Genomic DNA, 24,202 nt, shown 5'->3' with positions numbered 1-24,202 from the left:
ATCCCATGGGCAGCTACCTGATCCGCCGTTTGCTGTTAGTCATCCCCACCCTGTGGGCCATCATCACCATTAACTTTTTTATTGTCCAGATCGCGCCTGGCGGCCCGGTCGATCAGGCCATCGCCGCCATCGAGTTTAATCAGCGCGGCGGGATGCCGGGGGCTGGCGACGGCGGCATGGGCGCCAGCCATGCCCGCACCGGCGCAGGCAATATCAGCGAGGGTCACTATCGCGGCGGGCGCGGCCTCGACCCGGAAGTCATCGCCGAGATCACCCACCGCTACGGCTTCGATAAACCTCTCCACGAGCGCTATCTGAAGATGCTGGGCGATTATCTGCGCTTTGATTTCGGCGACAGCCTGTTTCGCAGCGCCTCCGTGCTGCAGCTGATTAAAGACAGCCTGCCGGTCTCGGTGAGCCTCGGGCTGTGGAGCACGCTAATTATCTATCTGGTCTCCATTCCGCTGGGCATCCGCAAAGCGGTCAGCAACGGCAGCCGCTTTGATATCTGGAGCAGTACGCTGATAATCATTGGCTATGCGATCCCTGCCTTTCTGTTCGCCATCCTGCTGATCGTGATTTTTGCCGGCGGCAGCTATTTCGACCTCTTCCCGCTGCGCGGTCTGGTCTCGCCAAATTTCGACACCCTCCCCTGGTATCAGAAGATCCTCGACTACCTGTGGCACATCACCCTGCCGGTGCTGGCGACGGTAATTGGCGGCTTTGCCGCGCTGACTATGCTGACCAAAAACAGCTTCCTCGACGAGATCCGCAAACAGTATGTGGTCACCGCCCGCGCCAAAGGCGTTGGTGAGAAACAGATCCTCTGGGGACACGTGTTCCGTAACGCCATGCTGCTGGTGATCGCCGGCTTCCCGGCCACCTTTATCAGTATGTTCTTTACCGGCTCGTTGCTGATCGAAGTGATGTTCTCGCTAAACGGCCTGGGTCTGCTGGGCTATGAAGCGACGGTCTCCCGCGACTATCCGGTGATGTTTGGCACGCTCTATATTTTCACTCTGATTGGCCTGCTGCTGAATATCGTCAGCGATATCAGCTATACGCTGGTCGACCCGCGCATTGATTTTGAGGGCCGCTAATGTCTTTCTTCAGTCCCGTTAATCAGGCCCGCTGGGCGCGCTTTCGCCACAACCGTCGCGGCTACTGGTCGCTGTGGCTGTTTTTAATTCTCTTTCTTTGCAGCCTGGGCGCCGAGCTGCTGGCCAACGATCGCCCGCTGCTGGTGCAATACCGGGGCCAGCTGTACGTCCCGGTGTTAAAAAACTACACCGAGCAAACCTTCGGCGGCGCGTTCGCCACCGCCGCCGACTATCAGGATCCCTGGCTGCAGCAGCAGCTGGCGACTCACGGCTGGGCGCTATGGCCGCCAGTACGCTTCGGCGCGACGACAATTAATTTTGCCAGCACGGTTCCCTTTCCATCGCCGCCCTCAGCCAGCAACTGGCTCGGCACCGACGCCAACGGCGGCGATGTGCTGGCGCGGATCCTCTATGGGACACGCATCTCGGTGCTCTTCGGTCTGCTGCTGACGCTGTTCTCCAGCGTGCTGGGGGTGCTGGCCGGGGCGATACAGGGTTACTACGGCGGTAAAATCGACCTGTGGGGACAGCGCTTTATCGAAGTCTGGTCCGGCATGCCAACGCTGTTCCTGATCATCCTGCTCTCCAGCGTCGTGCAGCCGGGCTTCTGGTGGCTGCTGGCAATCACCGTTCTCTTTGGCTGGATGACGCTGGTGGGCGTGGTGCGCGCGGAATTTCTCCGCACCCGCAACTACGACTATGTTCGGGCGGCGCAGGCGTTAGGGGTTAGCGACCGGCAGATCATCCTGCGGCATATGTTGCCCAACGCGATGGTGGCGACCCTCACCTTCCTGCCCTTTATCCTGTGCAGCTCCATTACCACCCTGACGTCGCTGGATTTTCTCGGCTTCGGCCTGCCGCTCGGCTCGCCCTCCCTCGGCGAGCTGCTGCTGCAGGGCAAAAACAACCTGCAGGCGCCCTGGCTGGGCATTGCCGCATTTCTCTCCGTCGCCGTGCTGCTGACGCTACTGATTTTTATCGGTGAAGCGGTTCGCGACGCCTTTGACCCGAGTAAGGCGGTGTAATATGACCCACCCGCTATTAGCTATCGACAATCTCTCTATTGCCTTTCGCCAGCAGGGCGAGACGCAGACCGTGGTGCATAATCTGTCGCTCGAGGTGGCGGTCGGCGAAACGCTGGCCCTGGTGGGCGAATCCGGCTCCGGTAAGAGCATCTCCGCCCTGTCGGTGCTGCGGCTGCTCCCTACCCCGCCGGCCAGCTACCCCAGCGGTGACATCCGTTTTCATGGCCAGTCGCTGCTGCATGCGGATGAGGCGACCCTGCGCGGCGTGCGCGGCAACCGGATCGCGATGATCTTTCAGGAGCCGATGGTATCGCTCAATCCCCTGCACCCCCTGGAAAAACAGCTCTACGAGGTGCTGTCGTTACACCGGGGAATGCGCAAACAGGCGGCGCGCGGGGAGATCCTCGACTGCCTGGAGCGCGTCGGGATCCGTCAGGCGCCGCGACGGCTGGCGGACTATCCGCATCAGCTCTCCGGCGGCGAGCGCCAGCGGGTGATGATCGCCATGGCGCTGCTGACGCGCCCGGAGCTGCTGATCGCCGACGAGCCGACTACCGCCCTGGACGTATCGGTGCAGGCGCAGATCCTGCAGCTGCTGCGCGAGCTAAAGCAGGAGCTGAACATGGGTCTGCTGTTTATCACTCATAACCTGAGCATCGTCCGCCAGCTGGCTGACCGGGTGGCGGTAATGCAGAACGGCCGCTGCGTGGAACACAATGACTGTCGGGCGCTGTTCAGCGCGCCAGCGCATCCCTACACCCAACGCCTGCTGGATAGCGAGCCGGACGGGGAGCCGGTGCCGCTGGCCGCCGATGCCCCGGTGCTGCTGCAGGCGGACGATTTAAAGGTGGCGTTTCCCGTTCGCAAAGGGATCCTGCGTCGGGTGGTCGATCATCATCGGGTGGTCAACAGCCTCAGCTTTCAGCTGCGCGCCGGCGAGACGCTGGGCCTGGTGGGGGAATCGGGTTCCGGTAAAAGCACCACCGGCCTGGCCCTGCTGCGCCTGATCCCGTCCGGGGGCAAGATAACCTTCGCCGGCCAGCCGATTCAGGGGCGTAACCGCCGACAGCTGCTACCGCTGCGCCGACAGATGCAGGTGGTTTTTCAGGATCCGAACTCGTCGCTCAATCCGCGCCTCACGGCGCAGCAGATCATTGAGGAAGGCTTGCGCGTCCACCAGCCGACGCTGACGGCGGCCGAACGCGAACAGGCGGTGATCCTTGCCATGCAGGAGGTCGGCCTCGACCCGGCCAGCCGCCAGCGCTATCCGGCGGCGTTCTCCGGTGGCCAGCGACAGCGTATCGCCATCGCCAGAGCGTTGATCGTCAAACCGCAGCTGATCGTCCTCGATGAACCGACCTCATCGCTGGACAAAACCGTTCAGGCGCAGATCCTGAACCTGCTGAAAGCCTTACAGCGAAAGCATCAGCTGGCCTATATTTTTATCAGCCATGATTTAGGCGTGGTGCGGGCGCTGTGTCACCAGGTGATGGTGCTGCGTCAGGGAGAGGTGGTCGAACAGGGCGAGTGCAAGTCCGTCTTCAGCGCACCCCGGCATGAGTATACCCGCCAGCTGCTGGCGCTAAGCTGACGGTCAGAAAGGGTTATTGCCGGAGAAGGGCTCGGCGATGGCCACGCCAAAGTTTTTCAGACGACAGGTGGCGGCAAACTCATCCTGCAGGTTAACGAACAGGCAGGGTTCACCTTCGCACTCCAGCACGGAACAGTCGACTTCGATGTCGCTTAACGCCTGGCTGAGCTTATGCATCACCGGCCAGGCTTTCTCACCGTCCGGGCTCAGCAATTTCAGGGCAACGAGACTGTTCTCGTTCTGCGCGCCGTTTTGCGGAATCGGTTCAACTCTGGAACCCGCAAAACCGGCCAGCCAGCGATAGCTCTGCGGCAGACGGTGTACGATAGAGAGTTGTTGTGTATTCACTTGGTTTCCCCGGAAGCAAAAGGCTTCACAATAAATTTACATCAATATTAACACACTGTTGACAAATAGTCCTGCCTTGAGGCAGAAAACGTTTACAGCGGCGGCGGACCAGGGTTAAGCGCTTATAATCCAGCGCTTTATTTTTTATACCCGGCGAGCCGATTGGCGCTATATGTACCCGTTTCTGTGATCCAAAACAACTTTTTTATCGCAACAATGCGACTTTTTACACTAATTGATTTTACATAAAGGAAACAAATCGCAGAACCCTGAAGCCCATTGCGGTTGACATGCATCAAGAAAGGGGCGATTTCGCCCCTGAAAATGTGACCTAGCGTGCGATTTTTCGCCGCCGGGATGCGTAAAGCGAGAAGAAAATAGAGCAGGTTGCGCAGAAGGCAATAGAGATCAGCATCGGCCAGGCGGTGGTAAACGTCGCCATCGACAGCAGCGCGCCGATAATCGCCCCGATACCGAAACGGAAAGTCCCCGCCAGCGACGAAGCAGTGCCCGCCATATGCGGAAACTCATCGAGGATCACCGCCATGGCGTTAGACGACACCATGGATACGCAGCCGACAAAGGCCGCTACGCCGATCACCAGTGACCAGAAGCCGACATCCAGCAGCGCGCAGACCACCATCCACACCGCCATGGCAAACTGGATCCACAGCCCGGCGCGGAACATACGCAACGCCCCTACCCGCCGTACAAACCGGCTGTTGAACATGGTCATCAGAAACAGAAAAACGATGTTCAGCGCAAAATAGTAGCCAAAGTGCTGAGGCGCGACGTGGTTTATATTGATGTAGACAAAGGGACCGGCGCTAAGGAAAGAGAACATTCCCGCGAAGCTAAAGCCGCTCGCCAGCATATAGCTCAGTACCCGCTTGTGGCGGAACAGCGTGGCAAAGTTACCCAGCGTGGTGCGCAGATGGAACGGCTGACGCCTTTCAGCCGGCAGCGTTTCGCGGATAAACAGGCCGATCATCAGCGAGGCCAGCAGGGCCACCAGGGCGAGGATCCAAAAGATGGCATGCCAGCTGAACCAGACCAACACCGCCCCGCCGACCATCGGCGCCACCAGCGGCGCAATGGTCGTGACCAGCATGACAAACGACATCATGCGCGAAAACTCATCTTTCGGATAGATGTCGCGCATCAGGGCGTTAATCACCACGCTGGCCGCCGCGGCTGCCAGACCGTGGAAGAAACGCATGACAATCAGCATATCGACGGTTTGCGACAGGGCGCAGGCTACCGCCGCCGCCGCGAAGACCAGCGTCCCGCCGAGGATCACCGGCTTGCGGCCAAGGCTGTCCGCCATCGGGCCGTACAGCAGCTGACCCAGCGCAAAGCCGAGGATATAGGTGCTGAGCGTCATCTGCGCGCTGCCGTCCGGGACGTTATACTGGGCGGCGATCACCGGCAGGGCCGGAAGATACATATCAATAGACAGCGGCATCAGCATGGCCAGCAGGCCAAGGATAAACACAATCCCCAGTGAAGAATTCTGCTTCAGCGTCACGTTTTACTCCGTGGCTGCGGGGCGCCCACGCTGGCGATTTCCGCTTCCGTCAGCGGACGATATTCACCCGGCGCCAGCGATTCATCCAGCAGGATGTCGCCGATGCGTTCCCGATGCAGGCCAACCACGTGGTTGCCCACGGCGGCGAACATGCGTTTCACCTGATGGTAGCGGCCTTCGCTGATGGTGAGGCGCACTTCGGTCGGAGTGATAACTTCCAGCAACGCCGGTTTGGTGAGATCTTTTTCGTTATGCAGCTGGACGCCTTTGGCGAACAGCTCCGCGGTCCCTTCCGCCAGCGGGCTTTCCAGCGCCACCAGATAGGTTTTTTCACAGTGGTGGCGCGGCGAGGTAATGCGATGCGACCACTGGCCGTCATCGGTCATCAGCACCAGCCCGGTGGTGTCGATATCCAGCCGTCCGGCGGCGTGCAGCTTATGCGCCACCGGCTCGTCGAGGAAATAAAGGATAGTCGGATGATCGGGATCGTCGGAGGAACAGACGTACCCTTGCGGCTTGTTGAGCATAAAGTAACGCGGGCCATTCTGCTGGGTCAGCGTATTTCCGTCATACTCCACCTCGTGCTCCGGCTGGAGCTTAAAAGAGGCATCTTTCACAATGTCGCCGTCCACGGTAACGCGGCTGCCGCGAATTTCACGCCCGGCAATAGCCCGGCTGACGCCCAGCTGCTGAGCGATAAACTTATCAAGTCGCATGAGATTTTTTTAGCCTGTCATAGTGCTGGAGCGGGCAAATCGCCCGAAAAAGAAGAATTTCACCGGCTAGTATAACGGGCTCTTAACACCACTCAAGGGAAAAGATTCATGGCATACTATTCGCCAGTTAATTAGCCCCGTGAATTCATGACTTTTACATTACGTCCTTACCAACAAGAAGCCGTCGATGCCACCCTCGCCTGGTTCCGTCGCCATACCGAGCCGGCGGCGATTGTCCTGCCCACCGGCGCGGGCAAAAGTCTGGTGATCGCCGAGCTTGCCAGGCTGGCGCGCGGCCGCGTGCTGGTGCTGGCCCATGTCAAAGAGCTGGTGGCGCAGAACCATGCCAAATACTGCGCCCTTGGCCTCGAGGCGGATATCTTCGCCGCCGGTCTCCAGCGAAAAGAGAGCCACGGCAAAGTGGTGTTCGGCAGCGTGCAGTCGGTAGCGCGCAATCTCGACCAGTTTCGCGGCGAATTTTCGCTACTCATCGTCGATGAATGCCACCGCATCAGCGATGATGACGACAGCCAGTATCAGCAGATCATCGGTCACCTGCGGCAGGTCAATCCGCAGATCCGGCTGCTCGGCCTGACGGCCACGCCGTTCCGCCTTGGCAAGGGCTGGATCTATCAGTTCCATTATCATGGGATGGTGCGCGGCGATGAAAAGGCCCTGTTCCGCGACTGCATCTATGAGCTACCGCTGCGCTATATGATTAAACACGGCTATCTGACGCCGCCGGAGCGCCTCGATATGCCGGTGGTGCAGTACGATTTCAGTCGCCTGCAGGCGCAAAGCAACGGCCTGTTCAGCGAAGCCGATCTTAACCATGAGCTGAAAAAACAACAGCGTATCACGCCGCATATCGTCAGCCAGATCGTGGAGTTCGCCGAAAACCGCAAAGGGGTGATGATCTTTGCCGCCACCGTGGAACACGCCCGGGAAGTGACCGGCCTGCTGCCGGTAGGCCAGGCGGCGCTGATCACCGGCGAAACGCCTGGGCCGGAGCGGGATCGCATCATCGAGGCCTTTAAAGCGCAGGCGTATCGCTATCTGGTGAACGTCGCGGTGCTGACCACCGGCTTCGACGCCCCGCACGTCGACCTGATCGCCATCCTCCGCCCCACCGAGTCGGTGAGTCTTTACCAACAGATCGTTGGCCGCGGTCTGCGCCTGGCGCCGGGGAAAACCGACTGTCTGATCCTCGACTACGCCGGCAATCCGCATGACCTGTATGCCCCGGAAGTGGGGACGCCGAAGGGCAAAAGCGACAACGTGCCGGTGCAGGTCTTCTGCCCGGCCTGCGGCTTCGCCAATACCTTCTGGGGCAAAACCACCGCCGACGGCACCTTGATTGAACACTTTGGCCGCCGCTGCCAGGGGTGGTTCGAAGATGACGACGGCCACCGCGAACAGTGCGACTTCCGCTTTCGCTTTAAAAACTGCCCGCAGTGTAATGCGGAAAACGACATCGCCGCCCGCCGCTGCCGGGAGTGCGACACTATACTGGTTGACCCGGACGATATGCTGAAGGCGGCGCTGAAGCTGAAGGACGCGCTGGTGCTGCGCTGCAGCGGCATGGCCCTGCAGCACGGCTGCGACGAGAAGGGCCCGTGGCTGAAAATCACCTACTACGATGAAGACGGGGCGGATGTCAGTGAGCGCTTCCGTCTGCAGACCCCCGCCCAGCGCACCGCCTTCGAACAACTGTTTATTCGCCCGCATACCCGCACCCCCGGGGTGCCGCTGCGCTGGATAACGCCGGCGGATATCGTGACCCAGCAGGCGCTGCTGCGCCATCCGGACTTTGTCGTCGCCCGCATGAAGGGGCAGTACTGGCAGGTGCGGGAAAAAGTGTTCGATTATCAGGGGCGTTTTCGTCGCGCCAACGAGCTGCGTTAATTAGCGGAAAGCTGAGGTTTTGATTGCCCGGGTGTCGTTTGGCGGCTATAATGCCGCCCGCTTTTGCATTCGCAAAGCAGATAATCCGCCTGTTGCTGGGTCGCCTGTAGCAGGCTTTATATATAGAGAGACATCAATGTTTACTATCAACGCAGAAGTACGTAAAGAGCAGGGTAAGGGTGCGAGCCGCCGCCTGCGCGCAGCTAACAAGTTCCCGGCAATCATCTACGGTGGCGAAGCTGCTCCGGTTGCTATCGAACTGGACCACGACAAAGTATGGAACATGCAGGACAAAGCTGAGTTTTACAGCGAAGTTCTGACCGTCGTTGTTGATGGCAAAGAAGAAAAAGTCAAAGTTCAGGCTGTTCAGCGCCACGCGTTCAAGCCGAAACTGACTCACATCGACTTCGTTCGCGCGTAATCGCCGATAGCAAGTTGTATGGCAAGCGCCCCGGGGTCTCAGGCTCCGGGGCGTTTTGTTATCTGCGCTGCCAAAGCTCCGGCGCCTCGTGCACGATGTCGCTAAGCATCCGATGCTTATTCATTCCGGGCAGCCAGAGCATCACCATCGTGACGTTCAGCCCCTGACTGCCGACCTCCGTCGCGATTTCACTGACTCCCTGCCACTCGCCTGGCCGCAAATGGTCCGGTAAAAACCCCCAGCCCCTCCCCTGCTCCAGCGCATGGCGCAACAGGGTAATTTCATTCATATACAGCGTATGGCCGGAAATCTGCAGCCGGCGGGCGATTTGATCGTCACTGCGCCGGTGCATCACTAACTGCGGCGTCAACGAAAGATTCAATAGCGTCAGCGGCCGCGGAGCGTCGTGGAACAGGCTGTCCGCCGCGTAGAAACGCAGATCCACGGTGCCGAGCGCCCGCCACTCCATTTCGCTCCCCAGCGTGCGGTTGTTAGCCTGACAAATCGCCATCTCCGCCACGCCATCGCTCAGCGCCTGCTCGGCTTCGCGACGCGAGGCGCTCCAGCAGCTCAGGCGGATCTGCCGTCGGGCCAGGTTATCGGCCAGCGCACAGAGAAATTCACGCGGCACGAAGGGATCGTACACCAGACGCAGCGCCTGCCCGGCGGTTTGCGGCAGCGTTTGCGCAAAAGACTCGAAAGCCTGCGCCTGACGCAACAGCAGATGCGCCTGGCGAAACAGCTGCTCGCCCTCGGCAGTTAGCGTCAGGCTACGTCCTTCACGGCTGAACAGCCGGTAGCCCAGCGCATCTTCCAGATAGTCCAGCAGATCGCGCAGCGTGGTCCGGTCTTTAGCTAAACGAATGGCCGCCTGCGACAGGCTGCCGGTCTCAGCAATCGTCGCGAAGGCTTCAATCTGTGCGAATGAATACTGTAGGGTTTTCATCCTTTTTCTCCCTTTAAGGGGGAAAATCCCCCATATGCTGATTTTAGCCGGCGCGCGCCGATTTATATACTGCGCAGCGAATCTATGGCAAACGAGGAAATGACAATGATAAGAAAACCACTGGCCCTGGCGTTAATATTGGCGGCGCTGCCGGCGGCGGCAATGGCGCAACACTGCGGCAGCCTGACGCTGGATGTCTGCCCAACCCCTTACGATCAAACGCTACCCGCGGCCAAAGACATGCTCAGCTGGGATCAGACTTCACGCGTGATTGGCTTTCGCAATGACTATCGCAACTATGCCGGCGATGTCTTCCGCCACGGCGCCTCGACGCCGCTGGAGAGCGCTGAAAAACAACTGACCGATGCCCGCTATACGCTCAACGGCCACACCTGGAATTTGCAGGATTACCTGAAGCGCGAGAACGTCAGCGGTATGCTGGTGCTGAAAGATGGTAAAGTCGCCTGGAAATATCTCGCCGAAGGTAATACCGACACCACCCTGTGGACCTCGCGCTCGGTAGGCAAATCGGTGGTCTCGACGCTGGTCGGTATCGCCATTCAACAGGGTAAAATCCACTCCCTTGATGACCTGATTACCGTTTATGAACCCGAACTGAAAGGCACCGCCTGGGACGGCGTAACGCTGAAGCAGTTGATTCAACACACCAGCGGGGTGGAATGGAATGAAGACTACACCGACCCGCAGTCGCATTTCGCCCGCCTGACCCAGTGTGAAGCGCAGCCCGGCGCCTATGCCTGCGTGCGTAAGATCGTCACCGGCCTGGCGCGTCAACACCCGGCGGGCGAGCAGTGGTCCTACTCTTCCGGCGGCGCCTGGCTGCTTGGGGATATCCTGGAGCGCGCCACCGGCATGTCGCTGGCCGCCTGGCTTGAACAGGCTCTATGGCAGCCGGCCGGGATGGCCCACGACGGCGTGTGGCATGCTTATCAGCAAGGGAAGCACGACGTCGGCGCCCACGGCTTTAACGCCACCCTTGAAGACTGGGGCCGCTTTGGTGAATTCGTCGCCCGTGACGGTCGGTTAAGCAATGGCAAACAGCTGGTGCCGACTGGCTGGTTCGATCAAGCCGCCAGCTGGACCAAGGCGCTAAACTCGGTCTCGGCAGCGCATCCGGAGGGTATTTACGGCTATCAGTGGTGGAATAACGCGATTCCGGCGAATGCGCAAAACGTCCAGCCGACGCCGCAGGAAGGGCTTAAAGGGTCGCTGTGGGCGCTGGGGATCTACGGCCAGGTGATCATGGTGAACCGCGCGGAACACCTGGTGATCGTCCAGTGGTCGACCTGGCCGCAGGCGGAACCTTCCTTCAACGCTCAGCCGTTGGAAGCGGCGCTGATGTACAGCGCCATTGCCCGCGAGCTGCGTTAACTCCCCGCTCCTTGCCGCTCAGCCGGCGAGGAGCGTGTCGGCATTCAGCGCCAGGTGTTGCAGCAGGATAATGGTTTTAGCATCCATGATCTCGCCATCGCGAATAGCCTGCAGCGCCCGCGTCAGCGGCCACTCCAGTACTTCAATATCCTCACCTTCCGCCGCCAGTCCGCCGCCGTCGCCCCGACGGTCATCGGCCTGATATTCGGCGATAAAAAAGTAGAGTTTTTCGGTGACGGAGCCGGGGCTCATAAAGACGGTGAAGACGGGTTCGACACGGGTCACGCGAAAGCCGGTCTCCTCTTCCGCTTCGGCAACGATCCGCGCCTCCGGCGAGGCGTTATCCAACAGCCCGGCGGCCGCCTCAATCAGATACCCATCGTGGCCATGAGTAAATACCGGAAAACGGAACTGACGGGTCAGGACCACCGTCCGCTTTTCCCGGTTGTAGAGTAAAATGACTGCGCCGTTGCCCCGGTCATAAGCCTCGCGGCTCTGCTCCTGCCAGCGACCGTCCCGACGCAGCAGTTCGAAGGTATATTTTTTCAACGTGTACCAGTTATCCGAGAGCAGCGTCTCGCGAACGTGGCGGACGTGCGGTGCATGTGTTTGCATGTTATTTCCCCTTTGAGGTGACAGCAGGCACCATAACATGCATAATCATGCACAAACAAGATCATTCGATGAAGGAAAACCGATGCTCGCCAGTCAGAGAAAACAGCAGATCCTCCAGATCCTCACCGAGGAAAAACAGGTGATGTCCGGGGAGCTAAGCCAGCGGTTTAACGTCTCCGAGGACTCCATTCGCCGCGATCTGCGCGAGCTGGCGGCGGAGGGAAAACTGCAGCGGGTCCATGGCGGAGCATTGCCGGTATCCGCCGCCATTGCGCCAATTGAAACGCGCAAAAGCGTGCAGATCGCCTCCAAGCAGGCGGTCGCCCGCGCCGCCGCCGCCCTGATCCAGCCGGGACAGGTGGTGATTGTCGATGGCGGCACCACCACCGCGGCGATGATCGGCTTTTTACCCGCCGACCTCAGCTGCACGGTGGTCACCCACAGCCCGGGCATCGCCGTGGCGCTGGTGGACCACCCGCGAATCGAGGTGATCCTGCTCGGCGGCAGAGTATTTAAACATTCGGTTGTCGCCGTCGGCGCCGAGACGCTGGCGGGAATGGCGCGGATTAACGCCGACCTGTTCTTTATGGGGGTGACCGGCGTCCACCCGCGGGCGGGTTTCACCACCGGTGATTACGAAGAGGCAGGCATCAAGCGCGCGCTGACGGCCAGGGCGGCAGAAACCGTGGTAATGGCCTCCCGGGAGAAGCTCAACGCCGCGTCGGCCTTTGCCATCGGCGAGCTGAGCCTCGCCAGTACGCTGATTGTCGATGGAGAACCCGACGCCGCGCTGCGCCAACAGTTGGTGCAGAGCGGCGTGGAGATCGTCCCCGTTCAGCGGTAGCGCCGCCGGGGCGCAGGGCTTAATTGCCGCCTGACGTCCGGCGCTGCAGCTGGTCGCGCAGGTTCGGCGGGGTACCCTTAATGGTCAGGGTATCAGTGGCGGGATCCCAGAATACGCGTTCGCCCAGCAGCATGGCGTCGAAGTTAATGGTCAATCCGCCGCCGCTGCCGGCAAACTTGGTCAGCTGACGTAAGGTGCTGCGATCCGCCGGGAAGCTCTCTTCCAGCTCATAGCCCTGCTCAGCGGTGAATTCCTGGAAGCTCTTTTCGCTGACGCCGGCGAGCTCTTTGGACAGCGACTCCAGCTCAATCTCTTCCCCAGCCTGCAGCTGTTCGTTGCAGTAAGCGTAGACCTGCTGGCGCACGTTCTGTCGCTCGGATTTATCAAGCTGGGCATCGGCGGCGAAGTCATCCACCGCCTGCAGCAGGCCGCGGTTCTGCGCTTTGGCGTTAAGCCCTTCGCTGGCGCCGAGGAAATCCATAAAGAAATCGGCCACTTTGCGCCCTACCCGCCCTTTCAGGAAGGTCAGATAGCGGGTCGACTCCGGGTTGGTTTCCCATTCGGTGAGATCGATGCGCGCGACGATATCGGCATGGTTAATATCCAGATAATGGGTCGAGCGGATATCCAGCTCTTCGTTGACGCGCATACTGCTCAGGTTATTGAGTACCGCCACCAGCAGATACTCGACCGCAAGGTAACGATACTGGCAGAAGAGGACAATGCCTCCTTCGGCGAACGGGTATTTCGCCAGCTCATCGCGCAGGCGACCGGTCGCCGCGCGGCTAAACGCCAGAAACTCTTCTTCCCCCTGACGCTGCAGGCGCAGCGCCTGGGCCAGTTCGCTCTCTTCATTGAACAAGCCATAGGCTTTGCTTTTGGCGCTATAGACCCGGTGCAGTTCAGCCATCATCTCGACGACCGTCGCGTTCGGCTCCAGCAGTGACTCGCGCAGCACCAGCTCCAGATTTTGTTCATCACGTTTGATTAACTGATGCAGGGCAATCTGGTCGATATCCAGACTCATGTTAAACTCTCCTTTTAAACCGGGCGGTATTCAACCACCGCCGGGTGGCCGACGCAACTGGCGCCACACATTTCGACGTCGTTAACGTCGATTGATGCGCTTTTGCGCCGCGGCGAAAAAATGCGGAAAAAAAGCTGCTGCTACGGTAATATGTTGCCCTTTCACGAACAAACAGATTTTGAGTTTATGCCGCAAATTTCCCGCTATAGCGATCAACAGGTCGAACAGTTGCTCAGCGAGCTGACGAACGTCCTGGAATCACACAAAGCCCCGGTGGACCTTTCACTGATGGTGTTAGGCAATATGGTGACCAACCTGATCAACAGTAGCGTCGCGCCGGCGCAGCGTCAGGCCATCGCCCGTTCTTTCGCGCAGGCTTTGCAATCTTCGATTAACGACGATCCAGCGCATTAAGGATAACAGCAACAGTATATGGTGACTCTACGTCAGCCCTACCGAGAAAAAGTCTCCCAGATGGTTAGCTGGGGGCACTGGTTCGCCCTGTTCAACATGTTGTTGGCCATGGTGCTCGGCAGCCGCTACCTTTTTGTCGCCGACTGGCCGACGACGCTTGCCGGACGACTGTTTTCGTACGTCAGTCTCGTCGGGCATTTCAGCTTTCTGGTGTTTACCAGCTATGTGCTGATCCTCTTTCCGTTGACCTTTATCGTGGTCTCGCAGCGCCTGATGCGCTTCCTGTCGGTGATCCTTGCCACCGCCGGGATGACGCTGCTGCTGATAGACAGCGAGGTTTTTACCCGCTTCCATCTGCACTTAAACCCGGTCGTCTGGGAGCTGGTCATCAACCCTGACCAGAATGAGATGGCGCGCGACTGGCAGCTGATGTTTATCAGCGTCCCGGTCATCTTCTTGATTGAAATGCTCTTCGCCACCTGGAGCTGGCAAAAGCTGCGCAGCCTGACGCGCCGCCGCCATTACGCCCGCCCGGTCGCCTGGTTCTTCTTTTTGTCGTTCGTCAGCAGCCACCTGGTCTATATCTGGGCGGACGCCAATTTCTATCGCCCGATCACTATGCAGCGGGCGAATCTGCCGCTCTCCTATCCGATGACCGCCCGTCGTTTCCTTGAGAAACATGGCCTGCTCGACGCCCAGGATTATCAGCGTCGTCTGGTGGAGCAAGGGGCCCCGGAGGCGGTATCGGTCCAGTATCCGCTTAGCAACCTGCGCTACCGTGACCTCGGCGCGGGCTACAACGTGCTGCTGATCACCGTCGACAACCTGAACTACTCGCGGTTTGAAAAGACCATGCCGGCGCTGGCGGCATTTGCCAAAGAAAACGTTAACTTTACCCAGCATATGAGCTCGGGCAATACCGCCGACAGCGGCCTGTTTGGCTTGTTCTACGGTATTTCGCCTGGCTATATGGACGGTGTCCTCTCGGCGCGTATTCCCGCCGCGCTGATTACCGCCCTCAACCAGCAAGGCTACCAGCTGGGCCTCTTCTCCTCCGATGGGTTTAGCAGCCCGCTGTATCGCCAGGCGCTGCTCTCCGATTTCTCGCTGCCGAGCGCGAAGACCCAGAGCGACGAGCAGACGGCCAATCAGTGGATCGGCTGGCTGGACCGTTACGCGCAGGATGAGAATCGGTGGTTCTCGTGGATCTCGCTCAATGGCACCACCCTCGACGACACGCAGCAGCAGGGCTTTGTCCGCCGCTACAGCAAGGCGGCTGGCGACGTTGATGCCCAGATCGATCGGGTGCTGACTGCGCTGCGCGAAGCCGGCAAACTCGATAATACGGTGGTAATTATTACCGGCGGCCACGGCAAGCCGCTGAATGCGAAACACGACGCGTTCGACTGGTCGCGCGAGCAGCTGCAGGTGCCGCTGGTTATTCACTGGCCGGGCACGCCGGCGCAGGAGATTGCCACCCTGACCGATAACAAAGATGTGATGACTACGCTGATGCAGCGCCTGCTTCACGTTTCGACGCCGGCCAATGAGTACTCGCAGGGAGAAGATCTGTTCAGCGCCGCGCGGCGTCGTAACTGGGTCACCGCGGCCAACGGCGATACGCTGGCCATCACCACCCCGACCATCACCGTGGTCCTCAACCATAACGGCACCTATACCACCTGGAGCCGCGACGGCAAGAAAATTAAAGATCAGAAACCGCAGCTCAGCCTGTTGCTGCAGGTCCTGACTGACGAAAAACGCTTTATCGCTAACTGATTGATTAATTATGAATCAATCGCGCGTGACCCGCTTGCATTCGCCTGGGGAACGGGTAATATTGTTCCCCACGCGTCGGCACGTAGCGCAGCCTGGTAGCGCACCGTCATGGGGTGTCGGGGGTCGGAGGTTCAAATCCTCTCGTGCCGACCAAAAACTCCACAGAAACCAGCCTTTTAAGGCTGGTTTTTTTATGCCTGTTTCCCCTGTTGCCACCCGCTCGCTTAATTTGTGCCCTTTCTTCAACGTATCGTGAAGATGTACGACTATCCTGATGGTAAATTACGTCGTAGCATCTATTATTCGACCGTATGACTCATAAGCAGGAGCGGATAACATGAGAGTTAATGGACTTACCAAAGGATTTTTCATCCTTATCGTCTTCATTGTAACCCTGGCCTTTTTTGATGTTCTCTCACCCTATTATTCCGCCATCCTTTGGGCTGCGATCCTCGCGGTGATTTTTAATCCGGTCAAAAACAAGATCCGTACCCGCCTCGGCGAGCGCAATGGCCTCGCGGCGCTGATGACCATCGTCATTATCTGTCTTATCGTTTTTACGCCGCTGGCTATCATTCTCTCCTCGCTGGCCTACGAGCTCAACCTGGTGTACAGCAAACTGCAGCATAACGACACCCAGTTTCCGACGGTGGTCGCCAGCCTGTTCGCCCATCTTCCCGGCTGGGCCAGAAGCTTCCTCGCCGATCATAACCTTGATAGCGCGCAGCAGATCCAGCAGCAGCTCTCTGATGCCGCTCTGAAAGGCGGTCAGTATCTGGCCGGCAGCGCGTTTCTGATTGGCAAAGGGACTTTTGGCTTCACCGTCAGCTTCGGCATCATGCTGTATCTGCTGTTTTTCCTGCTGAAGGATGGACCTTATCTGGTGCTGTTGATCCTCGAGTCTCTACCGTTATCAAGCTATGTGAAGCAGCATTTGTTCGCTAAATTCGCCGCTGTGGCCCGCGCCACGGTAAAAGGTACCGTCGCCGTGGCGCTGGCGCAGGGGGCGCTGGGTGGCTTTGCCTTCTGGATCGCCGGTCTGGACGGCAGCATTCTCTGGGGAGCGCTGATGGCGTTTCTGTCGCTTATCCCGGCGGTGGGCTCGGCCATTATCTGGGTGCCAGCGGCCATCTACCTCTTCGCCACCGGCCAACTGTGGCAGGGCGCCTTTATCGTCGGCTTCTTTGTGATTGTGATTGGCCTGGTGGATAACATTCTGCGTCCACTGCTGGTGGGCAAGGATACCAGGATGCCGGACTATCTGATCCTTATCGCCACTCTGGGCGGCATGGAGATCTACGGTATCAACGGCTTCGTGATCGGGCCGCTGATCGCCGCCCTGTTTATCGCCTGCTGGAACCTGCTGTCGGGACGAGAACATGCCGGCAATACCGATGAAATCGATGAAGAGTTTATTGAGGAAGCGAAAAATAGCCGTAATGAATAGCTTTACCGGCAGGGGGCTGGCGGCCCGCCAGCGCCTCTGTTGCGCTCTGCGCGGCCGATGTCTTACCAGTAGATAACACTATTCATTTTGCAAAAATTGGTAAATAAATCTTAACATTCAGCTGAGTGATGATAGGCTATCTCTGTCAGGAACGAAAATAAAGGATGATCAACCGTGAAAAAAATCACTACGCTAGCCGTTTCTCTGCTGACCGCCGCCTGCATGTCCGCTGGCGCATTGGCCGCAGACCAGCCGCTGGAAAAAGTCGCGCCGTTCCCGAAAGCGGAAAAAGGCATGAAGCGTCAGGTTATTCAGCTGCCGCAGCAGCAGGATGAGTCGGCGCTCAAGGTTGAGCTGATGATCGGCCAGACGCTGGAAGTCGACTGCAACCATCATCGTCTCGGCGGGGAACTGGAAAGTAAAACCCTGGAAGGCTGGGGCTATGATTACTATGTCTTTGAGAAGCTGAGCGGCCCGGTATCCACCATGATGGCCTGCCCGGACGGCAAAAAAGAGAAGAAATTTGTCACTGCCGGCCTCGGGGATGACGCCATGCTGCGCTACAACAGCAAACTGCCGATCGTGGTATACACGCCGAGCAATGTCGATGTGAAATATCGCATCTGGCGCGCCGACGAGACTATCGGCAACGCCGTCGTCCGCTAAGGCGAACAGCGCAAACGGCAATAAAAAACGGCAGCCCGCAGGCTGCCGTTTTTGTCAGAGCGTTTATCAGAGCGCGATATCCGCCATCGGCTTGCCGCCGCTCAGCGGCTTCAGCTCCGCCTGCGGTACCTCATCCACCGCCCCGGCTGGCTCATATTTCAGCTCCAGCACTTCACTGGTCCACGCCAGCGCTTTCTCGATCTCCGCCGGGTTGCCGTCAAGACGAATACCGTAGGTTGGGATGATCGCCTTCAGCTTGGCCTGCCATTCCGGCGAATTGACTTTATCTTTAAACACTTTTTCCATTAGCTGCAGCATGATAGGCGCCGCGGTGGAGGCCCCTGGCGACGCGCCGAGAAGCGCCGCGACGGTGCCTTCATCATCGCTGACCACTTCGGTGCCCAGGCGCAGTACCCCGCCCTTCTTCGCGTCGCGCTTAATGATCTGCACGCGCTGACCGGCCTGCCACAACCGCCAGTCCTCTTTCCGCGCTTCCGGATAATATTCGCACAGCGCGGCCAGACGATCTTTATCTTTCTGCATCACCTGGCTAATCAGATATTTTACCAGATCGAAGTTGTCCAGGCCGACGTTGAGCATTGGCAAAATATTTGAGGTATTCGTCGAGGCCAGCAGATCCCACAGCGAACCGTTCTTCAGGAAACGGGTCGAGAAGGTGGCGAATGGTCCGAACAGCACCACGCGTTTACCGTCGATAATACGGGTATCGATGTGCGGCACCGACATCGGCGGCGCGCCCACTTCGGCCTGACCGTAGACCTTCGCCAGATGGTGGTTCACCACCTCCGGATTTTCGCAGACCAGGAACTGGCCGCCGACCGGGAAGCCCGCATACTCTTTGGCCTGCGGAATGCCGGTCTCCTGCAGCAGGGTCAGCGCTGCGCCGCCGGCGCCGATAAAGATAAATTTGGCTTTAATGACCCGCTTCTGACGACGATTGTCGGCATCCGCCAGGGTGACCGTCCAGCTCTTGTCGGCGTTGCGCTTGAAGCGACGCACCACGGTGCCCAGCTGTAGGGAGAAATTATCATGCTTTTGCAGACCGGCGATCAGCTGGCGGGTAATTTCACCATAGTTGACGTCGGTTCCCACTTCTGAGCGAGTGGCGGCGACCTTTTGCAACGGGTCGCGGCCTTCCATCACCAGCGGCGCCCAGGCTTTGATCTGCTGATGGTCTTCAGAATAGCGAATACCGCGGAACAGTTCACTTTGCTGCAGCGCCGCGTAGCGCGCACGCAGGAAGTTGACGTTATCTTCGCCCCACACAAAGCTCATGTGCGGCACGCTGTTAATGAAAGATTTTGGTTTGTTCAGGACGCCGCGCGTCACCTGATGCGCCCAGAACTGACGCGAGATATGGAAGGCTTCGTTGATGTCGACCGCTTTGTCGATATTGATGCCGTTGGCGGTCTGCGGCGTGTAGTTCAGCTCCATCAGCGCCGCGTGGCCGGTACCCGCATTATTCCACCCGTTTGAGCTCTCTTCCGCCACGCTGGACATCTGCTCAACCATGGTAATAGACCAGTCTGGCTCAAGCTCCTGCAGCCAGGTTCCCAGTGTGGCGCTCATAATGCCGCCGCCAATCAACAATACATCCGTCTCTTGCTCATGGCGGGTGTTGGTCCGAGTGCTGTTGGGACCAACCGCCTGTGAGCGTGGTACGGCCATCTTTTTATTCATCGGATTTGAGCCTTACTTTACTCGCTGTTTTTATTTAGCGCAGGTGATACGATTCTCACCCCTCACGTTACCACCGAAGCTCAAAAATTTAAATATTGTTTAAATTTTAAGTTCTGTTTTGAGATCCGTTATAAAAATGTTTAATAAATGTATACACCAAATCACTTTTTGTACTGGTGCGCTGGCAGATTCCGCGCTATCATCCCTGGTTTTGTGACAGACCGCACGGAAGCAGGGCCTGACACCGCTCCCTCTTTTTTTATAAGCTGCGAACTTTTTTTATGCCCCCAGTTTCTGACCCCGCCGCTTCCGGCAACCTGCGTCTCATCCTCCGCTCCCCGTCTTTACTGACGCGCGAAGTGCTGGCCGGCGTGCTCACCGCCCTGGCGCTCATCCCTGAAGTGATTTCGTTTTCAGTCATTGCCGGCGTTGACCCGCAGGTAAGCCTGATTGCTTCGGTGGTGCTCTGCCTGGCGATGTCAGTCTTCGGCGGACGCCCGGCGATGGTCACCGCCGCCGCGGGCTCGGTGGCGCTGGTGATTGGCCCGATGGTGCATCAGCACGGCGTGGGGTACATTTTACCGGCTGTCATTCTGGCGGGTATTATTCAAATTTTGTTTGGTCTGTGCGGCATGGCGCGCCTGATGCGCTTTATTCCCCCGGCGGTGATGACCGGGTTCGTCAACGCCCTCGGGATCCTGATTTTCTTTGCTCAGGTGCCGCATTTCTGGAGTCGACAACCGCTAATCGTTGGCCTGTTCGTCCTGACGCTGCTTATCGTCCTGTGGGCGCCGCGCGTTATTAAGGCTATCCCGGCGCCGCTGATCGCCATCGTCACGCTCACCCTCTATACCGCGACCACCGGCCAGCAGCTGCCGACCGTCGGCGATGAAGGGTCAATGAGCGGCGGCCTGCCGGGGTTCACCGCCCTGACCGTTCCCCTGAACCTGACCACCCTGCAGATAATCTGGCCGTGCGCCCTCAGCATCGCCTTTGTCGGCCTGATGGAGTCCTTGCTGACGGCTAAGCTGGTGGATGATCTCACTCATACCCCGTCGAACAAATCGCGGGAAAGCGCCGGGCTGGGTATCGCCAATATCCTTGCCGGCTGCTATGGCGGCATCGCCGGCTGCGCGATGATCGGCCAGACTATCGTGAACGTGGAAATGGGCCGGGCCCGCAGCCGCCTCTCAACGGTAATCGCCGGCCTGGTGCTGCTCCTGCTGGTGACAGCGCTCAGCCAGGTGATGGCGAAGATCCCGATGGCGGTTCTGGCCGGGGTGATGGTGATCGTGGCGGTGAAGACCTTTAGCTGGCACAGCATTCGCCCGGGCGAGCTGGCGCGTAATCCGTGGCCGGAAACGCTGGTGATGCTGGTGACCGTCGCCGCGACGGTGGGAACCAGCAATCTGGCGATCGGTGTGCTGGCGGGGATTGTCGCGATGGCGATCATCCCCCGCCGCCTGCGGGCAAAAGCGCAGGCTACATTAGAAACAGCGTCGCCAGACCCAGAAAAATAAAGAAGCCGCCGGTGTCGGTGATGGCGGTGATCATTACGCTGGAGCCGACCGCCGGGTCGCGCCCCAGCTTCACCATGACCATCGGGATTATCACGCCCATCATCGCCGCCATCAGCAGGTTGAGCATCATGGCCAGCGTCATCACCCCGCCGAGCTGCGGATCGTCATACAGCCACCAGGTGATGGCCCCCATAATCCCGCCCCACACCAGACCGTTAATCAGCGCAACGCCCATTTCACGCAGGATCAGAAAGGTAAAGCTGCCGGGCTGGATCTGCTGCAGCGCCATCGCCCGAACGATCATGGTGATCGTCTGGTTGCCGGTGTTGCCGCCGATGCCGGCGACGATCGGCATCAGCGAGGCCAGCGCCACCAGCTGTGAAATGGTGTGTTCGAAGCCGTCGATGACCCGGGAAGCAATAAACGCCGTACACAGATTGACCGCCAGCCATGCCCAGCGGGTTTTCACCGCTTTGCTGACCGGGGCGAAGACATCCTCTTCATCGCTCAGGCCGCCCATCCGCCGCAGATCGTTATCGGTTTCTTCATAAACCACATCGACGATCTCATCGATGGTCAGGCGCCCGATCAGCTTGCCGTCGGCATCAATGACGGCGGCGCTGAGTAAGTCGTCGCGTTCGAAGGTGCGCGCCACCTTCTCCGCCTCTTCGTGCGGCTGAAAGGTGACCGGGTCGCCCTCCATCACCTCCCCCACCCGCTTCTGCGCATCATTGAGCAGAATGGTCTGCAGCTCCAGCTCGCCGAGCAGCAGCTTGTTACGGGTGGTAACGAACAGCTTATCGGTGTTTTCCGGCATTTTTCCGAGACGCCGCAGATAGCGCTGCACCGCCGCCAGGGTGGCCTCCGGTCGCACCGTAATGACCTCAAACTCCATGATCGACCCGACGCTGTTGTCAGCGTAGCGCATAATCTGGCGAATACGGGCGCGCTTCTCGGCCGGCAGGGTCGCCAGCAGCCGTCCGGTCAGGTTGCGCGGCAGATGCTGCAGCAGGTAAACCTGTTCATCGATATCCAGCGGCTGCATGGCCTGCAGCAGCTCGGGGTCGCTCATCTTGTCGATCAGGTCGCCCCAGACGTTCTCTGAGGCCTCCAGCAGCACTTCGCCGCGTTTATCGTCGGGCACCAGGCACCATAGCGCGGTGCGGGCGTCATAGGGAAGCGCTTCCAGCGCATCGGCGAGATCCGGCGGCGGCAGATGCGAGACCAGCATTTCCACTTCGGCCAGGTCATCGGCCAGCGTCCCTTCATCATAGCGCTCAGCCAGCGTCAGTTTGCCCAGCAGCGCGGAAGTCACCGCTTTATCGGTGCTCAAGAGCCAAATCAGACGGGCGCGCTCTTCGTCACGCAAGCGGGCGCTTTTTTTATGCAAAACGGACATCGATCGGGCAATCCTTTTGAGAATGGTGAGCCGGCCTGCGGGCCGGAAGCCTTAAGCATAGCGCGAGGAGGGGGAAATAATAACCGTCAGCGATGTAGACGCTGAAAATTTCAGCGGCGCCCGGGCTTTTCCGGGCGCGCGTTGTGAATCAGGCCGTACGGGCCACCGCATCGCGGGAAGCCTGTTCCCGCTCTTCGCCGGTAAGTTCGGCGAGCTGGCCGGCGCGCATCTCCAGCAGACGATCGGCGTGCTGGAAGTAGTGATCGTCATGGCTGATGGCGAACACGGTTTTGCCCATCTGCTGCATCAGCGGCAGCAGGACCTGGTAGAACTCGCGGCGGAAATGCGGATCCTGATCCGCCGCCCATTCATCCAGCAGAATGATGTCCCGGGACTCGGCCAGCGCCAGCAGGAGCGCCACGCGCTTCTTCTGCCCTTTCGACAGCCGCAGGTCGGCGATCTTTCCGTTCTCCAGCTGCAGCTTGTGGGCCATTTGCAGACGCTCCAGCCATGTCGCCACCAGCGCCGGATCGGCCTCCTCGCCCTGCGGCCCAAGCAGGCGGTCAAACAGCCAGACGTCGGTAAACACTGCGGAAAACAGTTTGCGGTACTCCTCTGGCCTCTCCGCCGCCAGCGGCTGGCCGTCGACGAGGATCTGACCGGATATTGGCTGGTACAGGCCGGTCAGGAGCATCGCCAGCGTTGACTTGCCGCTGCCGTTGCCGCCTATCAGAAACACCAGCTCGCCGCGCTTCAGCGTCAGATTAAGCGGCCCTACCGCAAAGCGCTGGTCCGGATAATGGTAGGTGACATCGCGCAGCTCCAGCGTCTGCCAGTCAGGATGCGCCTGCGGCCGGGGAAAGTCGGCCCGGTACGGGGCGAGGGAGAACTGACGCAGCTTGTTAAACGCCACCTGGGCGCTGAGCAGCGTGGGCAGCGCGCCGACGGCGGAGAGCAGCGGCGTGCGCAGAAACAGCAGCGTCAGGGAATAGGTCGCCGCCACGGCGGTATCGGCCCAGCCGAGGCTGTTGGCCATCCAGAACACCAGCCCGATGGCGCCAAGCATCATAATATTCGACCAGTTGACCGCGCTGAGGTGGAAGGTATCGGCGCGAACGATATGGTGCCGGTACTCCCGGGCGTCCGGGAGGTAGAGCTGGTTAAACACATACTCCGCGCGCTCGCGGTTGAGGGTCAGCTCTTTACGCCCCTCCAGCACCGTCTGATAGTCGTGATACAGTTTATCTTCCGTTTCGCGCAGGCTGGCCATATGTTTGTACACCCGCGAGACCAGCACAAAGCCGCCCCAGATGGTGAGCGCCATCCACAGCGCCGTCACCAGCATCATTTTTCCTGACAGCCAGGCGAGGTAGGCCGCGGAGCCGAACGTGAGAATGATCCCCTGCACCAGCTCCGGCAGGCGCACAAAGGCGATGGTGATATTGCGGATATCGCTGGTCAGCCCGGCAAGCAGCGACGCGCTGCCGATCTTCTCTACTTGTTCAATCTGGGTATCGAGGATGCGTTTAACAAACTCACCGCGCAGACGATAGACAAAATGGTGGCCGAGGGTGGTTAGCGCCAGCTGCGAACCCAGGGTCACCGCCATCAGCAGCCCCAGCAGACCAAGAAACTCCGGCAGGACCCGCAGCGAGGTATCGACAGAGGTAATCAGACGCAGGTTAATGAAAGCGATTAAGCCGATACCCAGCGCGGCGCTGAGCAGGCTGAGAGCAATAACGCCCAGAAACGGCCAGCGATACTGGCGCCAGACGAGAGAGAGAAGTTCCATAACAGGCTATCCGCAAAAGCAAAACA

General features: G+C 59.2%; 21 protein-coding genes and 1 tRNA gene. 13 read left to right on the top strand and 9 right to left on the bottom strand.

Annotated features, from left to right (window positions below):
* The first annotated feature begins 5 nt into the window (after positions 1-5).
* The 3 genes from IB144_RS08140 to yejF are packed head-to-tail and all read left to right on the top strand — an operon-like array spanning position 6 to position 3,716.
* The gene (locus IB144_RS08140) at positions 6-1,100 is read left to right on the top strand and encodes a microcin C ABC transporter permease YejB (protein ID WP_004200501.1); all 1,095 of its coding nucleotides are present in this window, start codon (positions 6-8) and stop codon (positions 1,098-1,100) included.
* A complete protein-coding gene (locus IB144_RS08135; protein WP_002912972.1) occupies positions 1,100-2,125 on the top strand; it encodes a microcin C ABC transporter permease in 1,026 nt (341 codons plus the stop codon). The genes IB144_RS08140 and IB144_RS08135 overlap by 1 nt, the downstream gene beginning before the upstream one ends.
* Position 2,126: 1 nt before the next feature.
* Positions 2,127-3,716 carry a microcin C ABC transporter ATP-binding protein YejF gene (gene yejF, locus IB144_RS08130; RefSeq protein WP_023316082.1) on the top strand — a complete coding sequence of 530 codons (1,590 nt, stop codon included), beginning with the start codon at positions 2,127-2,129 and terminating at the stop codon, positions 3,714-3,716.
* Between the two features lie 3 nt (positions 3,717-3,719).
* On the opposite strand, the gene IB144_RS08125 is transcribed toward yejF, so the two are convergent.
* From IB144_RS08125 to rsuA, 3 genes are all read right to left on the bottom strand, one after another.
* Complete coding sequence (locus IB144_RS08125) at positions 3,720-4,064, bottom strand: YejG family protein (RefSeq protein WP_002912974.1); 345 nt, start codon at positions 4,062-4,064, stop codon at positions 3,720-3,722.
* A gap of 331 nt (positions 4,065-4,395) precedes the next feature.
* Positions 4,396-5,592, bottom strand: coding sequence for a Bcr/CflA family multidrug efflux MFS transporter (locus IB144_RS08120; protein WP_002912975.1), 1,197 nt, complete (start codon positions 5,590-5,592; stop codon positions 4,396-4,398).
* A complete protein-coding gene (rsuA, locus tag IB144_RS08115; RefSeq protein WP_065888452.1) occupies positions 5,589-6,308 on the bottom strand; it encodes a 16S rRNA pseudouridine(516) synthase RsuA in 720 nt (239 codons plus the stop codon). Before rsuA ends, IB144_RS08120 begins: the two co-directional genes overlap by 4 nt.
* A 147-nt stretch (positions 6,309-6,455) precedes the next feature.
* Here rsuA and IB144_RS08110 point away from each other — a divergent pair, with 147 nt between their 5' ends.
* Positions 6,456-8,213, top strand: a complete 1,758-nt coding sequence (locus IB144_RS08110) for a DEAD/DEAH box helicase (protein WP_065888453.1) — start codon at positions 6,456-6,458, stop codon at positions 8,211-8,213.
* A 136-nt stretch (positions 8,214-8,349) separates the two neighbouring features.
* Positions 8,350-8,634: a 50S ribosomal protein L25 gene (rplY, locus tag IB144_RS08105; protein WP_002912979.1), complete on the top strand. Its 285-nt coding sequence runs from the start codon at positions 8,350-8,352 to the stop codon at positions 8,632-8,634.
* Positions 8,635-8,692: 58 nt separating this feature from the next.
* Here rplY and IB144_RS08100 read toward each other — a convergent pair whose 3' ends face one another.
* The gene (locus tag IB144_RS08100; protein WP_002912983.1) at positions 8,693-9,580 is read right to left on the bottom strand and encodes a LysR family transcriptional regulator; all 888 of its coding nucleotides are present in this window, start codon (positions 9,578-9,580) and stop codon (positions 8,693-8,695) included.
* A gap of 105 nt (positions 9,581-9,685) precedes the next feature.
* Here IB144_RS08100 and IB144_RS08095 point away from each other — a divergent pair, with 105 nt between their 5' ends.
* Positions 9,686-10,972: a serine hydrolase gene (locus tag IB144_RS08095; RefSeq protein WP_040215558.1), complete on the top strand. Its 1,287-nt coding sequence runs from the start codon at positions 9,686-9,688 to the stop codon at positions 10,970-10,972.
* Positions 10,973-10,990: 18 nt separating this feature from the next.
* Here IB144_RS08095 and IB144_RS08090 read toward each other — a convergent pair whose 3' ends face one another.
* Positions 10,991-11,587, bottom strand: coding sequence for an NUDIX domain-containing protein (locus tag IB144_RS08090; RefSeq protein WP_004144265.1), 597 nt, complete (start codon positions 11,585-11,587; stop codon positions 10,991-10,993).
* A gap of 82 nt (positions 11,588-11,669) precedes the next feature.
* Between IB144_RS08090 and IB144_RS08085 the strand changes: the two genes are divergently transcribed.
* On the top strand, positions 11,670-12,431 hold the full coding sequence (locus tag IB144_RS08085; RefSeq protein ID WP_002912986.1) for a DeoR/GlpR family DNA-binding transcription regulator: 762 nt from the start codon (positions 11,670-11,672) through the stop codon (positions 12,429-12,431).
* A gap of 19 nt (positions 12,432-12,450) precedes the next feature.
* On the opposite strand, the gene yejK is transcribed toward IB144_RS08085, so the two are convergent.
* The gene (yejK, locus tag IB144_RS08080; protein ID WP_004144267.1) at positions 12,451-13,458 is read right to left on the bottom strand and encodes a nucleoid-associated protein YejK; all 1,008 of its coding nucleotides are present in this window, start codon (positions 13,456-13,458) and stop codon (positions 12,451-12,453) included.
* 186 nt (positions 13,459-13,644) lie between these two features.
* On the opposite strand from yejK, the gene IB144_RS08075 reads away from it, so the two are divergent.
* The 5 genes from IB144_RS08075 (at position 13,645) to eco (ending at position 17,764) form a co-directional block, all read left to right on the top strand.
* Complete coding sequence (locus IB144_RS08075; RefSeq protein WP_004195346.1) at positions 13,645-13,872, top strand: YejL family protein; 228 nt, start codon at positions 13,645-13,647, stop codon at positions 13,870-13,872.
* A gap of 18 nt (positions 13,873-13,890) precedes the next feature.
* Positions 13,891-15,651 (top strand): LPS biosynthesis-modulating metalloenzyme YejM, encoded by a 1,761-nt coding sequence (yejM, locus tag IB144_RS08070; protein WP_065888454.1) that lies wholly within the window; start codon positions 13,891-13,893, stop codon positions 15,649-15,651.
* A 76-nt stretch (positions 15,652-15,727) separates the two neighbouring features.
* Positions 15,728-15,804, top strand: a tRNA-Pro gene (locus IB144_RS08065).
* 184 nt (positions 15,805-15,988) lie between these two features.
* Complete coding sequence (locus IB144_RS08060) at positions 15,989-17,098, top strand: AI-2E family transporter (RefSeq protein WP_002912992.1); 1,110 nt, start codon at positions 15,989-15,991, stop codon at positions 17,096-17,098.
* Between the two features lie 174 nt (positions 17,099-17,272).
* A complete protein-coding gene (gene eco, locus IB144_RS08055; RefSeq protein ID WP_004175048.1) occupies positions 17,273-17,764 on the top strand; it encodes a serine protease inhibitor ecotin in 492 nt (163 codons plus the stop codon).
* Between the two features lie 66 nt (positions 17,765-17,830).
* On the opposite strand, the gene mqo is transcribed toward eco, so the two are convergent.
* Positions 17,831-19,465 carry a malate dehydrogenase (quinone) gene (mqo, locus tag IB144_RS08050; protein WP_002912994.1) on the bottom strand — a complete coding sequence of 545 codons (1,635 nt, stop codon included), beginning with the start codon at positions 19,463-19,465 and terminating at the stop codon, positions 17,831-17,833.
* 359 nt (positions 19,466-19,824) lie between these two features.
* On the opposite strand from mqo, the gene IB144_RS08045 reads away from it, so the two are divergent.
* Complete coding sequence (locus IB144_RS08045; RefSeq protein ID WP_074421985.1) at positions 19,825-20,985, top strand: SulP family inorganic anion transporter; 1,161 nt, start codon at positions 19,825-19,827, stop codon at positions 20,983-20,985.
* Here the strand turns inward: IB144_RS08045 and mgtE are convergent.
* Positions 20,948-22,384 carry a magnesium transporter gene (mgtE, locus tag IB144_RS08040; protein ID WP_002912996.1) on the bottom strand — a complete coding sequence of 479 codons (1,437 nt, stop codon included), beginning with the start codon at positions 22,382-22,384 and terminating at the stop codon, positions 20,948-20,950. The two genes, IB144_RS08045 and mgtE, sit on opposite strands and share 38 nt — an antisense overlap.
* Before the next feature lie 148 nt (positions 22,385-22,532).
* Positions 22,533-24,176, bottom strand: a complete 1,644-nt coding sequence (locus IB144_RS08035) for a multidrug ABC transporter permease/ATP-binding protein (protein ID WP_065888455.1) — start codon at positions 24,174-24,176, stop codon at positions 22,533-22,535.
* Positions 24,177-24,202: the final 26 nt, after the last annotated feature.

It is taken from the genome of Klebsiella sp. K4, from assembly GCF_014596785.2.
GTDB classification, from domain to species: Bacteria; Pseudomonadota; Gammaproteobacteria; order Enterobacterales; family Enterobacteriaceae; genus Klebsiella; species Klebsiella pneumoniae.
The sequence above is the reverse complement of the archived record's forward strand: the minus strand, read 5'-3'. Positions and strand labels throughout refer to the sequence as shown.

Coding starts and splice junctions, on each gene's coding strand:
- IB144_RS08095 (WP_040215558.1), top strand. CDS start 9,686: ATGATAAGAAAACCACTGGCCCTGGCGTTAATATTGGCGGCGCTGCCG.
- mqo (WP_002912994.1), bottom strand. CDS start 19,465: ATGAATAAAAAGATGGCCGTACCACGCTCACAGGCGGTTGGTCCCAAC.
- IB144_RS08090 (WP_004144265.1), bottom strand. CDS start 11,587: ATGCAAACACATGCACCGCACGTCCGCCACGTTCGCGAGACGCTGCTC.
- IB144_RS08135 (WP_002912972.1), top strand. CDS start 1,100: ATGTCTTTCTTCAGTCCCGTTAATCAGGCCCGCTGGGCGCGCTTTCGC.
- IB144_RS08100 (WP_002912983.1), bottom strand. CDS start 9,580: ATGAAAACCCTACAGTATTCATTCGCACAGATTGAAGCCTTCGCGACG.
- rplY (WP_002912979.1), top strand. CDS start 8,350: ATGTTTACTATCAACGCAGAAGTACGTAAAGAGCAGGGTAAGGGTGCG.
- IB144_RS08140 (WP_004200501.1), top strand. CDS start 6: ATGGGCAGCTACCTGATCCGCCGTTTGCTGTTAGTCATCCCCACCCTG.
- yejM (WP_065888454.1), top strand. CDS start 13,891: ATGGTGACTCTACGTCAGCCCTACCGAGAAAAAGTCTCCCAGATGGTT.
- rsuA (WP_065888452.1), bottom strand. CDS start 6,308: ATGCGACTTGATAAGTTTATCGCTCAGCAGCTGGGCGTCAGCCGGGCT.
- IB144_RS08085 (WP_002912986.1), top strand. CDS start 11,670: ATGCTCGCCAGTCAGAGAAAACAGCAGATCCTCCAGATCCTCACCGAG.
- IB144_RS08110 (WP_065888453.1), top strand. CDS start 6,456: ATGACTTTTACATTACGTCCTTACCAACAAGAAGCCGTCGATGCCACC.
- mgtE (WP_002912996.1), bottom strand. CDS start 22,384: ATGTCCGTTTTGCATAAAAAAAGCGCCCGCTTGCGTGACGAAGAGCGC.
- IB144_RS08075 (WP_004195346.1), top strand. CDS start 13,645: ATGCCGCAAATTTCCCGCTATAGCGATCAACAGGTCGAACAGTTGCTC.
- yejF (WP_023316082.1), top strand. CDS start 2,127: ATGACCCACCCGCTATTAGCTATCGACAATCTCTCTATTGCCTTTCGC.
- IB144_RS08035 (WP_065888455.1), bottom strand. CDS start 24,176: ATGGAACTTCTCTCTCTCGTCTGGCGCCAGTATCGCTGGCCGTTTCTG.
- yejK (WP_004144267.1), bottom strand. CDS start 13,458: ATGAGTCTGGATATCGACCAGATTGCCCTGCATCAGTTAATCAAACGT.
- IB144_RS08060 (WP_002912992.1), top strand. CDS start 15,989: ATGAGAGTTAATGGACTTACCAAAGGATTTTTCATCCTTATCGTCTTC.